This is a genomic window from Pseudidiomarina tainanensis (assembly GCF_900115255.1).
Taxonomy (GTDB): Bacteria; Pseudomonadota; Gammaproteobacteria; order Enterobacterales; family Alteromonadaceae; genus Pseudidiomarina; species Pseudidiomarina tainanensis.
In genome coordinates this window covers 236,057-251,875 of sequence record NZ_FOYU01000003.1, presented here as the reverse complement: position 1 = coordinate 251,875, position 15,819 = coordinate 236,057, and the positions used below count along the sequence as shown (strand labels likewise).

Annotated in this window: 17 protein-coding genes; 14 read left to right on the top strand and 3 right to left on the bottom strand. The window is 47.6% G+C overall.

The genetic code is table 11. The annotated features are described in order from the left end of the window. Nucleotides 1-165 precede the first annotated feature (165 nt). On the top strand, nucleotides 166-507 hold the full coding sequence (gene fliE, locus BM292_RS09795; RefSeq protein ID WP_092858060.1) for a flagellar hook-basal body complex protein FliE: 342 nt from the start codon (nucleotides 166-168) through the stop codon (nucleotides 505-507). Nucleotides 508-531: 24 nt separating this feature from the next. Here fliE and BM292_RS09790 read toward each other — a convergent pair whose 3' ends face one another. The 3 genes from BM292_RS09790 to BM292_RS09780 all read right to left on the bottom strand — a co-directional run bounded on the left by BM292_RS09790 (nucleotide 532) and on the right by BM292_RS09780 (nucleotide 2,222). Next, entirely contained in the window at nucleotides 532-879 is a 348-nt protein-coding gene (locus tag BM292_RS09790; protein WP_092858058.1) for a flagellar protein FlaG, read from the bottom strand. A 90-nt stretch (nucleotides 880-969) separates the two neighbouring features. Then, on the bottom strand, nucleotides 970-1,323 hold the full coding sequence (locus BM292_RS09785; protein WP_092858056.1) for a hypothetical protein: 354 nt from the start codon (nucleotides 1,321-1,323) through the stop codon (nucleotides 970-972). A gap of 80 nt (nucleotides 1,324-1,403) precedes the next feature. After that, nucleotides 1,404-2,222 carry a flagellin N-terminal helical domain-containing protein gene (locus tag BM292_RS09780; RefSeq protein ID WP_092858054.1) on the bottom strand — a complete coding sequence of 273 codons (819 nt, stop codon included), beginning with the start codon at nucleotides 2,220-2,222 and terminating at the stop codon, nucleotides 1,404-1,406. Nucleotides 2,223-2,445: 223 nt separating this feature from the next. Here BM292_RS09780 and BM292_RS09775 point away from each other — a divergent pair, with 223 nt between their 5' ends. From BM292_RS09775 to flhF, 13 genes are all read left to right on the top strand, one after another. After that, on the top strand, nucleotides 2,446-4,161 hold the full coding sequence (locus BM292_RS09775) for an HD domain-containing phosphohydrolase (protein ID WP_092858052.1): 1,716 nt from the start codon (nucleotides 2,446-2,448) through the stop codon (nucleotides 4,159-4,161). 143 nt (nucleotides 4,162-4,304) lie between these two features. Further along, a complete protein-coding gene (gene fliD, locus BM292_RS09770; RefSeq protein WP_092858050.1) occupies nucleotides 4,305-5,660 on the top strand; it encodes a flagellar filament capping protein FliD in 1,356 nt (451 codons plus the stop codon). Between the two features lie 15 nt (nucleotides 5,661-5,675). Then, nucleotides 5,676-6,074, top strand: a complete 399-nt coding sequence (gene fliS / locus BM292_RS09765) for a flagellar export chaperone FliS (protein WP_177203832.1) — start codon at nucleotides 5,676-5,678, stop codon at nucleotides 6,072-6,074. A 62-nt stretch (nucleotides 6,075-6,136) separates the two neighbouring features. Further along, nucleotides 6,137-6,439: a flagellar protein FliT gene (locus BM292_RS09760; protein WP_165383855.1), complete on the top strand. Its 303-nt coding sequence runs from the start codon at nucleotides 6,137-6,139 to the stop codon at nucleotides 6,437-6,439. 59 nt (nucleotides 6,440-6,498) lie between these two features. Continuing rightward, the gene (locus BM292_RS09755) at nucleotides 6,499-7,275 is read left to right on the top strand and encodes a flagellar hook-length control protein FliK (protein WP_092858046.1); all 777 of its coding nucleotides are present in this window, start codon (nucleotides 6,499-6,501) and stop codon (nucleotides 7,273-7,275) included. Continuing rightward, nucleotides 7,272-7,541: an EscU/YscU/HrcU family type III secretion system export apparatus switch protein gene (locus BM292_RS09750; RefSeq protein ID WP_092858044.1), complete on the top strand. Its 270-nt coding sequence runs from the start codon at nucleotides 7,272-7,274 to the stop codon at nucleotides 7,539-7,541. Before BM292_RS09755 ends, BM292_RS09750 begins: the two co-directional genes overlap by 4 nt. 160 nt (nucleotides 7,542-7,701) lie before the next feature. Continuing rightward, a complete protein-coding gene (locus tag BM292_RS09745) occupies nucleotides 7,702-8,001 on the top strand; it encodes a flagellar transcriptional regulator FlhD (RefSeq protein WP_092858042.1) in 300 nt (99 codons plus the stop codon). Nucleotides 8,002-8,019: 18 nt separating this feature from the next. Further along, a complete protein-coding gene (gene flhC / locus BM292_RS09740) occupies nucleotides 8,020-8,565 on the top strand; it encodes a flagellar transcriptional regulator FlhC (RefSeq protein ID WP_092858040.1) in 546 nt (181 codons plus the stop codon). 59 nt (nucleotides 8,566-8,624) lie between these two features. Next, complete coding sequence (gene motA / locus BM292_RS09735; protein WP_092858038.1) at nucleotides 8,625-9,485, top strand: flagellar motor stator protein MotA; 861 nt, start codon at nucleotides 8,625-8,627, stop codon at nucleotides 9,483-9,485. A gap of 5 nt (nucleotides 9,486-9,490) precedes the next feature. Continuing rightward, nucleotides 9,491-10,429 carry a flagellar motor protein MotB gene (motB, locus tag BM292_RS09730; protein WP_092858036.1) on the top strand — a complete coding sequence of 313 codons (939 nt, stop codon included), beginning with the start codon at nucleotides 9,491-9,493 and terminating at the stop codon, nucleotides 10,427-10,429. A gap of 61 nt (nucleotides 10,430-10,490) precedes the next feature. Next, nucleotides 10,491-11,633 carry a flagellar biosynthesis protein FlhB gene (gene flhB / locus BM292_RS09725; protein ID WP_092858034.1) on the top strand — a complete coding sequence of 381 codons (1,143 nt, stop codon included), beginning with the start codon at nucleotides 10,491-10,493 and terminating at the stop codon, nucleotides 11,631-11,633. Further along, nucleotides 11,630-13,714 carry a flagellar biosynthesis protein FlhA gene (flhA, locus tag BM292_RS09720; protein ID WP_092858032.1) on the top strand — a complete coding sequence of 695 codons (2,085 nt, stop codon included), beginning with the start codon at nucleotides 11,630-11,632 and terminating at the stop codon, nucleotides 13,712-13,714. The genes flhB and flhA overlap by 4 nt, the downstream gene beginning before the upstream one ends. Further along, nucleotides 13,711-15,819: a flagellar biosynthesis GTPase FlhF gene (gene flhF, locus BM292_RS09715; protein ID WP_092858030.1), complete on the top strand. Its 2,109-nt coding sequence runs from the start codon at nucleotides 13,711-13,713 to the stop codon at nucleotides 15,817-15,819. Before flhA ends, flhF begins: the two co-directional genes overlap by 4 nt.

Genomic DNA, 15,819 nt, shown 5'->3' with positions numbered 1-15,819 from the left:
CTCAATTCAATTGGTGCACGGATTTATCTACTGCACATTATGCCCAGAGCAATGCAAGTCAAAGTGGCAATAAGCGCACTTTTTTATGCTTTATTGAACGCTTCGGTTTTGTGGTTGGTGGGTATAGTTGCTGCAATCAAAGAAGTGAATAAGAAGGAATGATTCATGAGCGTACCGGCAATTCAAACTGCATTACAGCAAATGCAAACCATGAAGGCAGAGGTTGCTGCCCCCGCGCTAAAAGTAAATTTGAATGTGCAACCAGGCGTTGAGCAAGCGCAGAGCGGTGGCTTTGCGGGCGAGTTAAAAAACTCCATCGAACGCATTAACGCGTTGCAACAAACGTCGGCTGCTACCACGACAGCATTTCAATTAGGCGACCCGAATGTATCGCTAAATCAAGTGATGGTAGACAAGCAAAAAGCTGGTCTAGCTTTTGAAATGGGCGTGCAGGTGCGTAATAAGCTGGTCAGTGCTTATAAAGATATTATGAATATGCAAATCTAGTTTTCGCTGTTAGAGAAGAGGTGATTAAGCCTCTTCTCGCACTAATAATCCGATCATTTCATGCAAATGCTGCGCAATGCGAAGAACCTCTTCGTTAGGGATCTGACGAATCACTTCACCAGTGTCTTGGCTCACAACTTTCACAATTGTGCGGCCTGAGCCATCATCAAACTCAAAATGAATACCATAGTTATTCATGACTTCATTGATTTGCTGAACAGGCTTTACGAGTTCATCTTTCTTAATTTCGCGTTGCGCTTCGCTTTGGCGCACAGCAGGTAATTGCTGTAATACGCGGTCCAAACGCTGTTTTTCTGCCGCAGCAGTTGTCACCGGCCAATTTGATGTGGCTTCATTAATTGGTGTAGCCATATTGTCATCTCCAAAAATACGAAAATGTGTCTTTTCGCTTATATTGGAATATCGGCTGATATCGTACGAACTTTAACCGCTTTTAATTCATTATAATGTCGATGCTAATGTACTGACTTTATTGTATAAATTGATAATCGCGGAGAGCGCTACTCGCTCGCTATCATCCAACTCTAAATAAGTATTCTCGCCACGTGCGCCGTCAGAGGGTTTAATGATGTTTGCATATCGAGTGAGAAGATGCTCAAGATTCATCTGAATCATCATGAGTTCCAACTGAAACTCCTGCTGATAAACCTGATATTTCTCTTTTTGCTGGGCATCCTTGCTATGTTCAATCGCGGCAGCGAGTTTACTATCCAATATAAACTCCACCGTTTTTAGCTTAGGGATCACGTCGTTAATCAATTCATGTGACGTAACCGTTGCGCCGGCAGTTTTCATTTAATTTTCCTACATACATGGCTAGAAACAATACAGGCTCCCGAAGGAGCCTGTTAACATCAATACTTCTAGTTGGTTGATTAGCCCAACAATGACAATACAGATTGTGGAACCTGGTTTGCCTGAGCAAGAACAGAAGTACCAGCTTGCTGAAGAATCTGCGCACGCGTCATGTTTGATACTTCAACTGCGTAGTCAGCGTCTTCGATACGTGAACGAGCAGCTGATAAGTTAGTTGAGGTAGTTGCTAAGTTTTCAACAACTGAATCAAAACGGTTCAACGTTGCACCTAAAGTACTGCGTGAGGTGTCGATTGTAGCCATTGCTGCGTCAACTGCGTCGATAGTTGCTTGTGAAGTTGTAGCGTCGGAAACAGACAATCCGCCTATACTCAGACCTGTTGAAGTTGCGTCGACAGTTGCAACAGCAATTGAGTCATTCAGAGTAGTGTTTGCACCAACTTGGATGTTAAGCGTCGCTGCACCATTCAATAGATTGGTGCCGTTGAAGCTTGCTCCGCCAGCGATACGGTCGATTTCAGCAACACGCTCGGTGATTTCTGTTTGAATTGAAGTACGGTCATCAGCGCTGTTAGTATCAGAAGCTGCTTGAACTGCCAATTCACGAATACGTTGTAAGTTGTCGTTGATTTGGTTTAAGCCACCTTCCATGGTTTGCACCATAGAGATACCGTCGTTTGCGTTACGTTGTGCTTGACGCATACCAGTAATTTGAGCGGTCATACGGTTCGCGATAGCTTGACCAGCTGCATCGTCTTTGGCGCTGTTGATACGCAGGCCTGAAGACAGACGTTCCATAGAAGTTTGCAATGAAGACTGCGACTTCTGGAGGTTTTGCTGACCAATCAGTGAGGTCATGTTGGTATTGATAACTGACATAGTCTTATTCCTTCTGTTTCCAAATTTGGCTGCCAAGTTTGGCCTGCCGTCGCTATGGGTTATCGGTGGGTTAAAAAAAACCTTTAGAACTTTTTTTGAAAAACCTGAAAATTTTTTTCGAAAGCCTATCTGACGCTTGCTATATTAACGAAGAGCGCATTAAAGGCTATGGTAAGCGTGCCGATAAATGGAATAAGAACATAACTATGGAAAGGAGCATCGCGTGAGCGAGGCCAGTCAACATTCTCAAACGAGCGATAATGAATTTACGCCCATCAACAGTGTGGTTGAACTTGCGACGTATTACGATGCGTTGAGTCAACCAGGTGTTGCTGTGCTGACGTTGCTTGGGCCGGCCGAGAAAGATCATCCTGTTGTACTGGTTGAACAGCTTGAAGAAGACTACTTGTTATTCGATCTCACAGCGATTCGTGATGTCGCGCCACCGCTTCGGCGCGGCGGCAAGTTTATTCTGTCCGGATTTACCCCTGGCGGCTTAGTCCGCACCAACCCATTATCAGTTCGTGAATTTACTACCGTCGACAGTCGCTTGTTGGCGTATGCGGATTGGCCGACTGAAATTCATGTCAAACAGCGCCGTGCTAGTTTCCGTGCGAGCCTGCGCATCGGCATGAACGTGGGTGTGCATGTTCGCAGCAAAGACAACGACAAAGAAGAATTGGTTGAACTGCAGGGCGATCTCAAAGATTTATCCGCGACCGGCTGCTTGGCTGAGTTTTTTATGCAAGATGGCGTATCGCGCGTACTACCGGATATTGCCACGGAAATTGAGTTGTATTTCCCAAATGGCACAAGCTTTGAAGTGAAAGCCAAAGTACGACATTTGAAAACGGATAACGATCGTCAAGTGTTAGCGGTTGGTTTTGAGTTTGAAAATGTCAGTAAGCCACAAGAGCGTGAAATTTGGGGGTATGTTCGCGAAATTGAGCGGGAAGCTTCGCGCAGTGCAGGTAATGGCGATAGCCGCAGCGAATCAGAGTTATTCCGTGTCCGTGATGATAACGACGTTAAGCTGAGTCGTCGCCACGCACATACTTATGCAACGCCGATGGCGCGCCGGATGGCTCGTATTGCCGGTTATCTTGACAGCCAGATGGTGATGCTTAAACAGGGTCAGCAAATCAATTCAGCACAACTATCGTTACATGCTGATCGTGTGCTTGATATGCTTGAGGACGATCGTCAAGAAGCGTTGTTCGCTGTGCATTGTATTCAACGCGAGTCGCGCTGGGTCAAGCACGGTTTAGCGGTCGCGATACGTTTAGCGGATTTATTAAATGCCGCCAAAATGCCGCGCGATCTGCGTAAAGCAGTTGTCGCTGCGGCAATGGTTCATGACCTTGGTAAAGGGACGTTGCCGCCGGAAATTTGGAAAGCCACTACGTTAAGTACAGACGTTTATGAAGAGATGCAAAGTCATGTGGAGGTTATTCTCGAAAAGTTAGAGGGCGTTAAATGGCTGGCTCCGGTTGTGCGCGATAATGTGATTGCACAAATTAATGAACGTATGGATGGTTCGGGCTATCCGAACGGCTTAAAGGACAAGCAGTTAGGGCAACTGGCACGCGCCGCTGCGGTGGTAGATGTTATCGATGCCATGCAACGCCATCGTCCAGATCGCCCAGCGATTTCCGCAATTGCCGCAACAAAATCCATGCAAACCCGAACTGAGCAATTCGATGAGGCCTGGGTGAAACGTTATCTGAGCCATTTTGGGCCGTTACCTATTGGCACTTTATTGCGCTTTGAAAAAGGCGCTTTTGCTTGGGTTGTTGGTCTAGATGAGAAAAAGCGCGTGAGCCGTGTTCGCGTGTCACCTCATAAGCTTGCCCCCGATGATAAGTTAGGTCCCCCCATAGAAGGCGCTGCGCTTAACGAGCTTGGGCGCATTCGCGATATTCTGGTGCCGGAAAGCTAGCGCACATTAGTATAAAAAAATATTTAAGTTGAATTAATAGTGGCCGATAAAAGTGAATAGACGGGTTTTGCGTCGCTTTTTATCGGTTTTGAATTGCATGAGTTCATGCAAACTGATTGATATGAGAAATAGGGGTTAATGGCATGGCATCAATTGCAGCGTTAGGTATCGGTTCAGGTTTAGATCTGAACGGTTTGCTGAATCAGCTTGAAGCGGCTGAGCGTCAGCGACTGCAACCGATCTCTTTACAGCAAAAGAGCTTTGAAGCGCGAATTTCGGCATATGGCAAGTTACAGAGCGCTTTAACCAAATTTCAAGATGCCAACAGTGCATTGAACTTAACTCCAACATTTAAAGCCACGAAAAGTACAGTGAGCTCTGATGTACTGTCTGTTGCTGCGGCGAACAACACACCAACGGGCACTTTTGACGTTAATGTAACGAGCCTCGCTCGTAGTTACAGTATCGCAACGCAAGGTGTTGCTGACAGCGCCGCTCAAATTGGTACTGGCGCGGGTAATGTCAGCTTCACATTAGCGAATGGCACATCTCACAGCATCGATTTAGCTGATGGAGCTACTTCACTTGAAGATATGCGTGCCGCAATTAATAACGCACAAACAGATGTACAAGCATCCATTGTAAATGACGGTTCCGGTACGCCGTATCGTTTAGTCTTAACTTCGTCAAACCCGGGTACAGAATCCGCCATTTCGAATTTAACTTTCGGCGGCGCCCTAGCTGGAAATGTCAGTACTGATGGCGCTACCGAAATGGCGGCAAGTAATGCGCAAATGACCGTAAATGGTATTGCTATTACGAGCCAATCGAACGTTGTTGAAGATGCAATCCAAGGCGTCACACTGTCGCTAGCACAACAAGGGCAAGCGCAGGTAAATATTACTCGCGATTCAGAATCCATAACAAAACAAGTTACAGATTTCGTTGATTCATTTAATGAGTTGCAGCAATTAATCACCGATATGACCAAGTACGACACGGGCTCCCAAGTTGCTGGTCAATTACTTGGCGATAGCGGAGTACGAACGATTGAGTCTCGTCTTCGAAGCCTCTTAAGTGAAACGGTCAATAGCCAGTTCACCAAGCTTGGTGATATAGGTATCTCGCGCGAATTAGGCGGCAAATTAAAAATCGATGAAAACGCTTTAGCCAGTGCTATCGAAAACGATCTACCGATGTTGCAGGAGTTTTTTGCAGGCTCCGACGCGATAGAGGGTTTTGCGGATAAGACAAAAGCTACTTTAGGTAATCTTTTGGCTGATGAAGGGCCAATCAATAGTCGTATCAAGGGATTCGAAAGTACACTCGAGCGCCTTGATGACCGTTATCTCAGAGAAGAACAACGAATAGCTTCAACTGTCGAGATCTATCGCAAGCAATTCGCGCAAATGGACAGCATGATTGCGAGTATGAATTCAACTAGCGCTTATTTGCAGCAGCAGTTTGCATCGTTGAATGCGCAATTAGGTCAAGGGTAAATAGGGGTAATTATCATGTACGGTATGCGTGGTGCTGCAGCTTATGGTCGTGTTGATGTTGAAAGTCATGTGCTTTCAGCCAGTCCGCACAAGCTTATCGCAATGTTATTTGATGGCGTACAGAAGCAAATTAAAGCCGCCAAATTACATATGGAAAACGGTAACGTTGTGGAGAAAGGTAAAGCCATCGGCAAAGCCACCGATATCGTACATTTGGGCTTGTTAGCTGCGCTAGACAAAGAGAAAGGCGGCGAACTCGCCGAGCGATTAGAGTCGATTTATTTTTATGTGAGCGAATTATTGCTCAGAGCAAACCTGAAAAATGATACCGCTAAATTAGATGAAGCGGCAGAGTTGCTCAATCAAATTGGCTCTGCTTGGAAGGAAATTCAGTCACAGGCTGAAGGGGCGTAGGGCAAGTGGCCGCGCAACCACAATTAAAACGTGACTACCTGATGTCACCGACGGAGGTCATTATGTCGTACCAGACGCTTCTGGAGCATTCGAACAAAATGCTTGCCAGTGTGCGCAATGAAGACTGGGAAGCCTTAATTGAAACGGAAGTTGAGTACGTTCGTGAGGTTGAAAAGTTAAGCCACGCCGAAGCCGCAGTTGAGTTGTCTGAGGACCAGCAACTTAGCAAATTACAACTTTTGAGCACCATCATGGATCAAGACCGTGAGATTCGGGAACGCTTAGTCGCGCGTCGTACCATGTTGGAGCAGACTTTGCTCAGCATGCAGAAAAAGCAAAAGCTCGAGCATACTTATAGCAATTGAGTAGCATAACGCCGTTATTGGATACACTGGTCCACCAAGTTGCGAAGCAACGATCAACGGTGGATTTACTCCCGCGCCATACGTTACCTGTTGCACCGGTGCAAGCGACAGCCAGCACCACAGAGTTTAGCCAAGCTGGCCAGCAAGTCGCACGGTTAATGCAACTTATTCAGTCTTTCCAGCAGCAACTTCCCGCACAATTTAACAGCACGGCACACTCCGGTAGCCAGTTTCTCGGTGGGCATATTCGACTCGATGCACCTTTGTTTCCTGGGGCAACGCAACTAGACGTTCTCACGTTGATGGGCCGATTGCAGACAATTGTGAAGGACTCCGGATTATTTTACGAAGCGTTATTAGCGCGCTGGGTTGCAAACAAAGTCCCATTCTTAACGGTACGCCAACAGCCGCATAACCTTGGACTATTCCGAGCAAACTCACCACAGATACAGGCGATTCTAGGTCAGCAACTTGAGCTATTAAGTTCAGGTATTATTCATATTGATACCGAGTTGTGGCCGCAGGCGCATTTACAGTGGTTAATTCAACCCGATGTGAACCCGCTTGTACAGCGTTGGCGTGACGAACAACGCCGTAAGCAAGGGGACGAACCGGAGCCGCCAGCGTGGAGTAGCGAATTAAAGCTGACCTTGCCGCATGTGGGAGAGATTCGAGCGCAAATGCGGCTGTCACAAAAACATCTCACGATGCAGCTACAATGCGCGGAAGTGCTGGTGGATTCATTGCAAAGTGCTACGGCGCGACTTATCGCGCGGTTACGGTTGGGTGCTGGGGTAGAAATTGACAGTATACCGGTGTCGAGGTTGCCGCAATGAACGATGATAAAGCAATCAATAAAAAGGCTGTGGCGTTACGTTATCAAGAGTTCGAGCCGGCGCCAAAAATTGTCGCAAAGGGCGAAGGCTTGATCGCGGATAAGATCATTGCTCTTGCGAAAGAGCATAATGTGTTTGTGCACGATTCACCGGAATTGGTCAATCTTTTATCGCAAATTGATCTCGATGAATATGTACCGCAAACGCTTTGGTTGATTGTTGCCGAATTGTTAATTTGGGCACATTCGGTGGATTCTGATCGTTGATTTCCCGTTTTTCATGGCTATTTGTATTACATAAAATAAACAATTGGCTATGAAATAAATACTGTAAAGAATGACCTTTACTATTGACCAACAGTGTTAAGATTTGCTAAAGATCGCAATAACGAAGAAAAACAATAAGCAGTATTGGAGAATTCCGCTCATGAGTCACAGCAAAACCATTTCTGAACTTCAGGAACTCAATCTTAGTTACCTGATGCTGGTTCAGAAATTAATCGTCGAAGATCGCGATACTGCAATTTTCCGATTAAAAATCGACGATGAATTAGCTGACCTTATTGCTGATATGTCTGCGAAAGAATTAACCATGTTGGCCCGCCAACCTCAAAGTCTATTGCAACCTAATTTGGGTCCAGTAAGTCAGTTGAAAGCCATCCTGACAAATAAGCGGGATACTGGCATGCAAGCGACCCATTTAGCAATGCATATGGCTTCTGCATAACCTAAGAAAGAGTCATGAATGACTGCCAAGAAACTTCTTGAAGAACTGAATCAGGTGCAGCTTGCAATTGAGCTTATTGAACTTGGTGCTCGATTGCAGGTATTAGAATCTGAGGTGAGTTTAAACCGTGGCCGATTGGTTCGGTTGTATAAGGAAGTATCAGGTAAGTCACCTCCCAAAGGAATGCTGCCGTTTTCAACTGATTGGTTTATGACGTGGCAGCCGAATGTGCATTCATCGTTCTTCTACAACATCTACTCTCGTTTGCGCGAAGGCCAGAAGCTTGAACGCATGCAGGCGTTTATTAAAGCTTACAAACTGTACCAAGAGCATATTAAGTTAAGCGGCGAAGAAGAGGTTCTGGCTTTAACCAGAGCATGGACATTAATCCGCTTTTTTGAGAGCGACATGTTCCAGTTGTCTAAATGTACTTGCTGTGGTTTGCAGTTCGTTAATCATGCTCATACACCAGACGCGGATTATGTATGTGGTGTATGCCAACCGCCATCAAGAGCCGGTAAGCCACTTAAACAAAAAGTGGCAAAATTGCGAAAAGATATTTAAGTCTCAAGCTACCGCGCCGATAAACTTCTTAGATGTGTTTTTAGATAGAGGAAGCGGCCGTGTTAATAGCTATCGGTTTTGTTGTGGTGTTATTGTCCGTGTTTGGCGGTTTCGTACTAGCCGGCGGCGCGTTGGGGCCTATTTTTCAGCCGCTCGAATTATTAATTATTGGTGGTGCCGGCATCGGCTCTTTCATTGCCGCCAATAATGGCAAAGCAATCAAAGCCACACTGCAATCGGTCAAACGCTTTAAGCGCTCAACCAAGTACAATAGCGAGACCTACCTCGAATTACTCGCCGTTATTTATAAGTTACTCAATAAAATGCGCCGCGACGGCATGTTAGCGGTTGAACGTGATATCGAAAACCCCGAAGAAAGTGCTATTTTTCAGGAGCATCCAGACGTTCTTGAAGATTCAATGATGCTGAATTTCATTGCCGATTATTTGCGTTTAATGATTAGCGGCAACATGAATCCGCAAGAGCTTGACGAATTGATGTTGCATGAAATCGAAACCTTTGAGGCTGAAGCTGAAATCCCAGGCGATGCGTTGCATAAAGTGGGCGATGCAATGCCAGCTTTTGGTATCGTAGCCGCAGTGCTTGGGGTTGTACGTGCGTTAAGTACAGCTGATGTACCACCAGACGTTATGGGCACCATGATCGCTCACGCACTGGTAGGTACATTCTTAGGTATTTTATTGGGTTACGGATTTATTAACCCGTTAGCTAGCCGTGTGGAGCGCCAAGTAGCGGAGCTGGTGAAGACTTTACAGGTTATCCGTGTGACATTGCTCGCAAGTATGCACGGATACGCTCCACAATTAGCGGTAGAGTTCGGTCGGAAGGCATTACATACTTCAGAGCGACCAACTTTTACTGAACTTGAAGACCATGTTCGTGGTGCCAAAGCGGAGTAGTCGTCATGGCAGATGAACATCGCCCGATAATCATTCGACGCAAAAAAATCGTTAAAAAGCACCATGGCGGCAGTTGGAAAATTGCGCTTGCCGACTTTATGACGGCGTTGATGGCGTTGTTCTTGGTCATGTGGATCTTGTCGATGTCGAGTGAGAAAGAGCGGCAAAGTATTTCTGAGTATTTCCAGACGCCATTGCTGGTTTCTATGGCTGGTGGCGAGCGTTCGAGTAATGCTGCTAGCGTCATAAACGGTGGTGGAGCTGATCCGATCCACACCGATGGTGAGCAAGCTCGCATTGACTTACGTCGCCAAACGCGCCCAGCGGATGTGCGGCGCCACTTTAACGAAATTCGCCGCCGTGTTGAGGCGGCAATCGAAGCCGACCCTGTGTTACGGGCATTGAAGGCGCAATTACAGTTTGATGTCACCCGCGAAGGCTTGCGAATCATGATGCTCGACACCGAGACCAAACCGATGTTTGAGGTGGGTAGCGATCGGATCGCACCCTACATGGAGCGCCTTCTGAGAACACTGGCACCTTTGTTAAATGAAATTCCGAATGAAGTGACCATCAGTGGCCATACCGATAGTTTGCCGTATGCTGGTGGCGAGCGAGGCTATAGCAACTGGGAGCTTTCGGCAGACCGTGCCAATGAATCACGAAAGGCGCTGTTGGACGGGGGCTTTGAGCCTGACCGGTTATTACTTGTGATGGGCGCAGCCGATAGAATTCCACTTGATGGCACCGAACCCAATGACCCTCGCAATCGCCGGATTACGATTGTGGTGCATACATTCGAATCAGCTGAGTTTATCAAACGCCAAGGCTTTTTCCCCCAAGATCAAGCTGAACTCGATGCCAGTCTTGAACCCGATGTTCAGCAATTGAACGAAGAGTTTCAGCGCGCGACCAACGCAACCGATCAAACGAAACAGAAATAAGGGGTTCTAACCCCTTTTTTCGACCCTTAGCTCTTGCCTGCTATACGCAATAATTGGTGTCATGGCAGAAGAACAAACAAGTGACCAAGAAAAAACAGAAGACCCCACGGCCCGAAGGTTAGAAAAATCTCGGGAGGAAGGTCAGGTTGCGCGATCGCGCGAGCTGACCACGTTTGTGATCCTGTTTGGTGGTGTGTTAATGCTCTGGGCGCTCGGTAGCACCATGTACCACAACCTTGGCTTAGTGATGGAACAAGCCTTCTTGTTTGAACGGTTGCAGGTTTCTGAACCCGGCCCCATGTTGCAGAATGTGTTGGAGCTCGGTCAATCGGCACTGTTTTCGTTATTACCTTTATTCGCCGTCATGATGGTGCTGGCACTGGTTGCTCCGGCTTTACTAGGCGGTTGGGTGATATCCGCCAAAGCGATGGCTCCGAAGCTAAGCAAACTCAACCCGATTAAAGGCTTAAAGCGCGTATTTTCTACGCAGGCGTTGGCCGAACTTGGCAAAGCGATTGCAAAGTCGGTACTGGTCGGTAGCGTCCTGATGCTGTTTTTGTGGGATCAGAAAGCGAATTTTCTGCGACTCATGAGCCTTGAAGTCAAACAAGCACTAGGTGAAGCCATGAGCATGGCCGCATTAGCTTGTTTCTTGATGATTCTAACCTTGTTAGTCGTTGTTGCCTTTGACGTACCGTTCCAACTATTCACGCACACTAAAAAATTGCGTATGTCGAAAGAAGAAGTGAAGCGGGAGAGCAAAGAAACCGAAGGTGACCCGCACGTAAAGGGTAAGATCCGACAGCAACAACAAGCCATGGCGCGCCGTCGGATGATGACCGAAGTACCGAAAGCTGATGTGATTGTGACCAACCCAACGCATTATGCGGTGGCATTGAAATACGATGATAGTAATATGGGCGCCCCGCGCGTGGTGGCCAAAGGCACGGACTTGGTGGCGCAACGCATTCGCGAACTCGGTGATGAACATAAAGTGCCACGACTAGAAGCGCCGCCGTTAGCTCGAGCATTACATACCCATGTTGATTTGGGACACGAGATTCCTGCGCCGTTGTATACGGCAGTTGCCGAAGTTTTGGCGTGGGCATTTCAGTTGAAGCGAGCGCGCAATGGCGCGGCTTTAATACCACCGACGCCAACCAATATTTCAGTTCCTGACGATTACGAGGTACCTGCACCATGAAGTTAAGCATGAATGCGCTAGCCGGCAGCTTAAGCTCAGCTCGCTTACAAGTGCTTGTAGGGCCAGTTCTTATTCTCATGATTCTGGCAATGATGGTATTGCCGTTACCTCCATTTGCACTAGATTTCCTATTTACCTTCAATATCGCGCTGTCGTTAATGGTGTTGTTGGTAAGTATGTTTACCGAAAAACCATTAGAGTTCGCGGCGTTTCCAGCTGTGCTGTTGTTTTCCACGTTGCTCCGGCTATCGCTCAACGTGGCCTCAACCCGTGTCGTACTGATGGAAGGACACAATGGCGGTGACGCCGCAGGAAAAGTCATTGAGGCATTCGGGCAGTTTTTGGTCGGTGGTAACTTTGCTGTCGGCTTGGTCGTTTTCTTAATTCTAGTGATTATTAACTTTATGGTAATCACCAAAGGCGCGGGGCGTATAGCCGAAGTGGGCGCTCGCTTCACTCTCGACGCAATGCCAGGTAAGCAAATGGCAATTGACGCCGATTTGAATGCCGGACTGATTGGTGAAGAGGAAGCACGCCGGCGTCGTCAAGAAGTCGCACAAGAAGCAGAATTTTACGGTTCAATGGACGGTGCCAGTAAATTTGTTCGCGGTGACGCCGTGGCTGGCATGGTGATTATGGTCGTGAATATTATTGGCGGCTTATTAATTGGTGTCATGCAGCACGATATGAGTGCTGGCGCCGCGGCTGAAACCTACGTGCTGTTAACTATCGGTGATGGTTTGGTGGCACAGATTCCAGCATTGATTATTTCAACCGCTGCCGGCGTCACCGTGTCGCGGGTGAATACCGACCAAGACGTTGGCCAGCAGTTAATCAAGCAACTATTTGTTAGCCCGAAAGTATTGATGTTGGCGGCCGGGGTCATCGGGATGTTGGGTTTAGTTCCGGGCATGCCTAATTTCGTATTTTTACTCTTCACCGCCATGCTCGGTGGTTTCGCTTGGTATTTGCATAAACAGCAAGCGGCTGAAAAAATTGCTGTGGCACAATCTGAGCAAGCCGCACCAACGCCTTCTTTTAGCGCACCTGAAGCAAGCTGGAATGACGTTCAACTGGTTGACACCTTGGGTATGGAAGTGGGACATCGATTAATTGCCTTAGTTGATGACTCGCAACAAGGCGAGCTGCTTGGTCGCATCAAGAGTGTGCGCAAAAAATTTGCCCAAGAAGTTGGTTTTCTGCCGCCGGTGGTGCATATACGCGATAATCTCGAACTCAATCCGAATACTTATACCATCACCTTAAAAGGCGGTGAGATTGGACGGGCGGAGATTCACCCCGATCGCTGGTTAGCAATAAATCCAGGTCAGGTGAGTGGCGAGGTAGAAGGAATTGATACTACCGACCCAGCATTTGGTTTGCCGGCGAAATGGATTGGCCAGGATCAACGCGAGCATGCACAGATATACGGCTACACCGTTGTGGATGCCAGTACAGTGGTTGCCACGCATTTGAATCACTTGCTGCAACGCTATGCTTCTGACCTTCTAGGACGCCAAGAAGTGCAGCAATTGGTAGATAAACTATCTGAAGAAAACAAAGCGTTAGTTGAAGATGTCGTACCAAAATGTGTTACCGTGACCACCTTACAACGGGTATTGCAAAACCTACTTGAAGAAGATGTATCCATTCGCGACTTACGAACTATTTTCGATACCCTGGCGGAATTCGAAGGGCAACAGGCCGATGCGCATGAGTTGACGGCGCGAGTGCGAATTGCTTTGGGTCGCAACATTACCCAGAAATGGTTCGGTGGCGCGCGCGAATTGCAGGTTATTGGGTTAGATGTGTCATTAGAAAATATGTTATCGCAAGCACTACAACAGAACAGTTCATTGGAACCTGGGTTGGCAGTAACCCTACAAGAGCAAACGCAGAAAGCTTTGCACCATGCCGAAACAATGGGATTAGCACCGGTACTTGTTGTTCCACATCAATTACGCCCATTGTTGTCGCATTTCTTACGCCGGCAGCTACGTGATTTGGTGGTATTATCTCAGGCCGAGATTCCGGATGACCGAACCATTAAAGTTGTTAGCGTAATTGGAGGGTCACAATGACCATTAGGCGCTTCCGAGCAGCCAGCCACAAAGACGCGATGCGCAAAGTGCGTGATGCACTCGGCGAAGATGCGGTGATTGTGTCCTCGCGTAAGACAGCGCAAGGTGCTGAAGTATTCGCCATTAGTGAAGCTGATTTAGCACAATTGCAAGATGCTGATGAGGTACCAAGCCCTGCATCGCCGGATTTTTCTGGTATTGCTCAGCAATTGTTAAGCGATATGCAGGACATGCGTGCCATGCTACATCAACAGCAAGGCGAGAAGGCGCCTGATGATAATCGTAAGCGGTTATATCGTCAGTTACGCGCTGGAGGCTATAGCGATGCCTTAAGTCGTCAGTTGGTAGCGTTGTTGCCCTCTGCATTGAATCACTCTAATAAGACCTATCCGGAAGCGCTTAAGTGGTTACAGCAGCAGATTGTTGCGCGTATTTCTCATCAATCTGAGATGCGTGTGAATGATTGGGAATTGCTACAACATCAAGGCGTGATGGCGTTTGTTGGACCAACTGGGGTAGGCAAAACGACCACGACTGCTAAGCTTGCAGCTAATTATGTGATGCAACATGGCAACGACAGTTTGCTGTTAGTGACAACCGATAGCTATCGAATTGGTGCGCAGCAGCAGCTAGCGATATATGCCGAACTGCTCGACGTACAAATGCACGCATTAGCTGATGGTGACACTCTCGATTCGTTAGCGGAAAAGATGCACGGTAAACGTTTGGTGTTGGTGGACACTGTTGGCATGAGCCAACGTGATCAACGCTTGGCGCAAAAAATCGCTGCATTAGGTAGCGCGGAGCATCGCGATTCAACTCGTTTGGTGCTGTTATTAAACGCTGCCGCGCAACAAGAAACGCTGGATGAAGTCGCTCGGATTTATCAGCGTATTGCGCGCGAAAGCGACTTAATTATTCACGACTGCATTTTAACTAAGTTAGATGAAACCGCTCGTATGGGTGGTGTGTTGGACACCGTTATTCGTCATAAATTGACGGTGCAAGCAACGGCGTCGGGGCAGCGTGTACCAGAAGACATCCGCGTGCCGGATATTGAGCAATTGGTGGCCGATTCGTTAACGGCTGAGGTGAGTTCGTCGCAGTTAGCTGAAAGTGAATGGGAGCAAGCGAGCGAGACGCTTGAGCCCTCGCAGGTATTTGCTCATGGTCACCTGATTCAGTCTAACATGCAGGCCTTACGGCAACAGATTCCACACTTTGATGAGCTTGTGCAGGCGCTAAAACTCAAGCAGTTGCCGGATCATTGGGCGAATACTGCGTTTCCAGATGAGCTGAATATGATTCGCTGGGCGGCACCGCAACCATTGCAGGGATGGAGTCATTTAACGCCCCATTTGGGTTTGAATAAGCGAGGTTTGCCCTTATTACCACCCGTTTTACACAGCGCTGAGAATCCAGTGCTGGTAGATATGGCGTTAGCACCTGTGCAGTTATTCGATTATTTACCCCAACCTGAGCTACTGGATATTTTTTCTCAGCACCAAACCGGTTGGTTAGCCACACTGAACCTGAATCATAAAGTGCAATTTCAAGGGCAACCGTTCACGGTAAATGGCCTTGTCAAAAAGCATGGTATTCCGCTAAGTAAACACACCATTTTATACCGTGGCGAGCGGCGACGTCTTGAACTCACTATTGCGGCGGCTGAAACCGAGCCAAGCCAGCAGTTAGTGCAAGTCATATACGGCGAACTCCATGGCGGACCGAGTAAAAATCCAGTGCAGCGACGCTATTGGTTAGCCGACGGTAATTGTACCGCTGAACAAGTGGTTGAACGTACGCGCGCCATGTTGCAATTGGAAGAATTTGCGCGATTGACACGACTCGCTTGGCGGTCACTGGGCAAGTATGAATTAGACAGCCGTACTCAGTTAGGCCTAGCCGGGGCGTTGGCTGCTGTTGCGCTACATGTTGAGTATCACGCTGCGGCTCAATTTGCCGGGCTCAGAGGTGAACTGTTGAGCATTAGTGGTAAACGCGGTCGTGTTCAAGGTGATAAGTTATTGCCGGCGATTTTGCATGTAATACATGCCTATGATTCCTTAGTAGTAGCAGGCCGAGAAGTAGAGGCACAAGGGTAG

What these genes read in the sequence shown, in the direction of transcription:
- BM292_RS09750 (WP_092858044.1), top strand. Translation starts at nt 7,272, where the DNA reads ATGAACGATGATAAAGCAATCAATAAAAAGGCTGTGGCGTTACGTTAT.
- BM292_RS09780 (WP_092858054.1), bottom strand. Translation starts at nt 2,222, where the DNA reads ATGTCAGTTATCAATACCAACATGACCTCACTGATTGGTCAGCAAAAC.
- flhA (WP_092858032.1), top strand. Translation starts at nt 11,630, where the DNA reads ATGAAGTTAAGCATGAATGCGCTAGCCGGCAGCTTAAGCTCAGCTCGC.
- motB (WP_092858036.1), top strand. Translation starts at nt 9,491, where the DNA reads ATGGCAGATGAACATCGCCCGATAATCATTCGACGCAAAAAAATCGTT.
- BM292_RS09760 (WP_165383855.1), top strand. Translation starts at nt 6,137, where the DNA reads ATGTCGTACCAGACGCTTCTGGAGCATTCGAACAAAATGCTTGCCAGT.
- fliD (WP_092858050.1), top strand. Translation starts at nt 4,305, where the DNA reads ATGGCATCAATTGCAGCGTTAGGTATCGGTTCAGGTTTAGATCTGAAC.
- fliE (WP_092858060.1), top strand. Translation starts at nt 166, where the DNA reads ATGAGCGTACCGGCAATTCAAACTGCATTACAGCAAATGCAAACCATG.
- fliS (WP_177203832.1), top strand. Translation starts at nt 5,676, where the DNA reads ATGTACGGTATGCGTGGTGCTGCAGCTTATGGTCGTGTTGATGTTGAA.
- BM292_RS09745 (WP_092858042.1), top strand. Translation starts at nt 7,702, where the DNA reads ATGAGTCACAGCAAAACCATTTCTGAACTTCAGGAACTCAATCTTAGT.
- flhC (WP_092858040.1), top strand. Translation starts at nt 8,020, where the DNA reads ATGACTGCCAAGAAACTTCTTGAAGAACTGAATCAGGTGCAGCTTGCA.
- BM292_RS09790 (WP_092858058.1), bottom strand. Translation starts at nt 879, where the DNA reads ATGGCTACACCAATTAATGAAGCCACATCAAATTGGCCGGTGACAACT.
- flhF (WP_092858030.1), top strand. Translation starts at nt 13,711, where the DNA reads ATGACCATTAGGCGCTTCCGAGCAGCCAGCCACAAAGACGCGATGCGC.
- BM292_RS09785 (WP_092858056.1), bottom strand. Translation starts at nt 1,323, where the DNA reads ATGAAAACTGCCGGCGCAACGGTTACGTCACATGAATTGATTAACGAC.
- flhB (WP_092858034.1), top strand. Translation starts at nt 10,491, where the DNA reads ATGGCAGAAGAACAAACAAGTGACCAAGAAAAAACAGAAGACCCCACG.